This is a genomic window from Aliterella sp. E5.1 (assembly GCF_057473825.1).
In genome coordinates this window covers 1-4079 of the sequence record NZ_JBYCCV010000181.1, presented here as the reverse complement: position 1 = coordinate 4079, position 4079 = coordinate 1, and the positions used below count along the sequence as shown (strand labels likewise).

Here is a 4079-nt window from a genome sequence, read left to right as displayed (position 1 = left end):
TAGTCCAGAGTTAATGCCCGTTGAGCATATCTGGGAAGATATTCGAGAAAACAACTTTTATAATCAAACATTTTCATCCCTTGAACAGGTAGAAGATGTACTTTGCCAAGGCTTACTTGAACTTTCTGCTAATAGTGAGCGCCTGCGCTCTATGACTTTCTTTCCTCACCTTCAATTACTACCTCTGATCGCAACTTAGTATAAGTTCACCTTTGAGGGAGAAATTGCCGTTTCTCTACGTCCAGTTGTTAATGCCTCAAACTCTCAGGCAGCAAACCAGGTAGAACTGATTGTACGCGATACGGGTACAGGGATTCCCGCCGCCGAGATTCCCCGATTGTTTGAGCGGTTTCACCGAGTCGAGGGAGCGCGGGGACGAACGTTTGAGGGTACGGGTATCGGGCTGTCGCTAGTGCAGGAACTCGTCCACCTCCATGGTGGGGCGATCGCCGTTGAGAGTACCCTAGGTCAAGGCAGCACCTTCAGCATGCGACTGCCAGTCGGCACGACACACCTGTCTGGTGAATCGCTGCTGCCAGAAAATCGCATCACAATTAGTAATGCTCAACCTGCCAGTACAAAGTCCTCTTACGCTCAAGAAGCGTTAGATTGGCTGCCTCAAGAAAACCTAGGAACACGGAGACACGCAGATAGGGAGAATAATCAAGCCTTCAGCACATCTTCCTTACCTGCTCGAATCTTGTTGGTTGATGACAATGCAGATATGCGGAACTACCTGCAACGCATCCTCCAGGAATTTTATGAAGTGGACGTAGTTGCAGACGGTGAAACTGCCCTAGCTACTGCCTACAACCGCGCACCTGACTTGGTACTCAGCGATGTGATGATGCCAGGGATGGATGGCTTTGAGTTGCTCAAGCACTTGCGAATCGATGCCAGAACACGCGCAATCCCGATTTTGCTGCTGTCTGCCCGTGCCGGAGAGAAGTCCGCAGTCGAAGGGCTAGAAGCGGGAGCCGATGATTATTTAATCAAGCCCTTTAGTAGCCGCGAACTACTTGCCCGCGTTGCTGCGAACTTAAAACTGGGGCGATCGCGCCAAGCGGCGGCTCGTCGTCACCTTGATGCAGTTGTGTCTTCCGTACCGGATTTTATTTACACCTTCGATTTAGCGGGACGGCTCACGTATGTCAATCAGCCGTTGCTCAATCTCTGGCAGAAACCCTTTGCTGAAGCGGTTGGTAAAAACTTTTTTGAACTAGATTACCCAACGGATTTAGCCGAACGACTTCAGCAACAGATTCAACAGGTAATTACCACACGCCAACCGCTCAAAGACGAAACGCCCTTTACTAGCGCCTTTGGCACCAGAGCCTACGAGTATATTTTTGTGCCACTATTGGCTACCGATGGCGCAGTAGAAGCAGTAGCAGGGACAACCCGCGACATCACCGATCGCCAGCAAGCAGAGGAAGCCTTGCGCCAAAGTGAGGCGCGGTTTCGTACTCTAGTCAGCGCCAGTTCAAATGTGTTGTATCGCATGAGTGCTGACTGGAGTGCAATGCACGAGCTTCAGGGGGGAGATTTTATTACAAACACCCTAGAACCGAGCCATGATTGGCTACAAAAATATATCCATCCAGATGACCATGGGCGCGTGTTAGAGGCAATTAGTTCAGCTATTCAAAACAAGACTTTGTTTGAGCTAGAACACCGCGTCCGCCGAGTTGATGGCACGGTAGGTTGGACTTATTCACGGGCTGTTCCTTTCCTTGATAGTACGGGTAAAATTATTGAATGGTTTGGGGAAGCAAGTGACATTAGCGATCGCAAACGCATCGAAGCGGAGCGGGAACAAATTTTGCAACGCGAACAAACGGCGCGGGAGACGGCAGAACGGGCAAACCAAATCAAAGATGAGTTTTTGGCGGTACTCTCCCACGAGTTAAGAACGCCTTTAAACCCAATCTTGGGTTGGACTCGGTTGCTCCGCAGTGGCAATCTAGACGCGGCAAAAACGGCTTATGCCATAGAAACCATTGAGCGTAACGCTAAACTCCAAGTGCAACTCATTGAAGATTTGCTCGATATCTCTCGCATTCTGCGCGGCAAACTGTGCTTAAATGCAACCCCTGTCAGCCTGGATTTGGCGATCTCTGCCGCTTTGGAAACTGTGCGATTAGCGGCTGAAGCTAAGTCAATACATATTGCGACAAATCTTTCGCCCATAGTAGGAAAGATTAGTGGTGACGCGGGGCGATTGCAGCAAGTAGTGTGGAATCTACTATCCAATGCCGTCAAATTCACACCTGAAGGCGGTCAAATTACGATCGCCCTCAGCCAAACTGGAACTTATGCCCAAATTCAAGTCGCTGACACTGGTCAAGGTATCGATTCTGACTTCTTACCTTATGTTTTTGAACATTTCCGCCAAGAAGATGGAGCCACGACCCGCAAATTTGGTGGATTAGGATTGGGACTTGCAATCGTGAGGCAAATTGTCGAATTACACGGCGGCACGGTTCAAGCCCAAAGTGCTGGTGTTGGGCAAGGGGCAATTTTTACCGTCAAGCTGCCTTTGCTGAAAACCGAAGCTAGAGAAATAATGGTTGAACCAATTGCTGCACCAGCGCCTTCATCCTTACCGCTTTTAAACGTGCAAGTGTTGGTGGTTGACGATGAGACAGACACTCGCGAATTAACGGCTTTTATTTTAGAACAGGCTGGAGCGATCGTCACTACTGTACCGTCGGCATCGGCAGCCTTAGAAATCTGCGCTCAGTCTCCACCAGCTGTTTTAGTCAGTGACATCGGAATGCCAGGGATGGACGGCTACGCCTTGATACGGCAGCTTAGAATTTCAAAGCAAGTTAAATCAATTCCAGCCGTTGCCCTAACTGCCTACGCTGGCGAAGGCGATCGGCAGCAAGCGATCGCGGCTGGATTCCAAGCCCACCTGTCCAAGCCCGTTGAGCCAGATGCCATGATTGCTATGATTACCCGTTTATGCCAGACAGAGGGAAGCGGAGGTTGACTTCTATCCTCCGAGGGCGAGATTCTGCGAGGGAATTATGCCTCCGCAAACACCGCTTCTAAGGTGAGAGATTTTTAAGTCTCACTGGCTATGGTTTTTGCATTTTGGGATAAATAATTTATCCCAAAATGCCTTGTAGTTAACCGCCGTAAGCCCCACCGCCAAAGGAGTAAATTATAATAGAGGGCTAAAGTTAGACAAACACAAAGCCACTACTAAAGTCAGAAACTTGGACTTCTTGCAGTGTGGAAATTAGTTCGCTTGTTTGCTCGGATGTATTTAAGAAGATATTGGTAAATACATCTCCCGAATCAGTAATACCTTGAGATAAAGAATATTGCTCTTGGGAGCCGTTAAGCTGAATTGTATCGTTGCTGAGGTCAAAGTCAGCGATCGCCGCAAAGCCAGTAGCATCAGATTCACTAAAATTGTAAAAGACATTACTAGAGTCTCCCAGGATAAAACTATCTGCTTCCTGTTCCACCCGTTAAGATATCGATTTCGCCACTACCAAATCCAAAAGCTGGGACGAAGGGGTCAACACCTATTAGGGTATCGTTACCATCTCCACCATTTAGGGTATCGTTACCGACTCCACCAACGAGGAAGTCAATTCCTGACTGACCTACAAGTGTATCGTTGCCTAAGCTGCCAAAGAGTGTATCGTTACCATTTCCCCCAGTGAGGAAATCATCTCCGGCTTCGCCATCTGCACCAAAAACTTGGTCGTTCCCCGAACCTGCAAAAAAGAGATCGTTCCCTATCCCGCCAAAAACTGCGTCATTGCCGTCACCACCATTAAGAATATCAGCCCCTTCATTCCCAAATAGGCGATCGCTACCAGCATCATCAAAAACGCGATCGTTACCAGTATTACCATTAAGGTTGAACATACTACACTGTTGTTTATACAGTCTAAGCCTAGATTTTTGGTAGACAAGGGTTATCTTTTGTCTATATAGAACCCATTTGACATCTCTAAAAGGCGGCAAGTCGCTTAATCATTAACCTGACGAAGCAGAGATTGAGCTTCGTGGTGGCATTGGTCAAGGTGCGCTCAAAGTTCTTAACGAGGATCTTACAT

General features: G+C 48.2%; 2 protein-coding genes and 3 pseudogenes. 2 read left to right on the top strand and 3 right to left on the bottom strand.

From position 1 onward, the window contains the following. Together AC2VE5_RS24450 and AC2VE5_RS24445 are read left to right on the top strand one after the other, a co-directional pair. A pseudogene (locus AC2VE5_RS24450) lies at positions 1–199 on the top strand (hypothetical protein); the annotation flags it as partial. Positions 200–220: 21 nt separating this feature from the next. Then, positions 221–2995 (top strand): annotated as a pseudogene (locus AC2VE5_RS24445) (response regulator); the annotation flags it as partial. A 193-nt stretch (positions 2996–3188) separates the two neighbouring features. Here the strand turns inward: AC2VE5_RS24445 and AC2VE5_RS24440 are convergent. From AC2VE5_RS24440 to AC2VE5_RS24430, 3 genes and pseudogenes are all read right to left on the bottom strand, one after another. Beyond that, complete coding sequence (locus tag AC2VE5_RS24440) at positions 3189–3479, bottom strand: hypothetical protein (RefSeq protein ID WP_486890216.1); 291 nt, start codon at positions 3477–3479, stop codon at positions 3189–3191. Then, the gene (locus AC2VE5_RS24435) at positions 3460–3888 is read right to left on the bottom strand and encodes a calcium-binding protein (protein WP_486890215.1); all 429 of its coding nucleotides are present in this window, start codon (positions 3886–3888) and stop codon (positions 3460–3462) included. The genes AC2VE5_RS24440 and AC2VE5_RS24435 overlap by 20 nt, the downstream gene beginning before the upstream one ends. Positions 3889–3973: 85 nt before the next feature. Further along, positions 3974–4079: pseudogene (locus tag AC2VE5_RS24430) on the bottom strand (transposase); the annotation flags it as partial.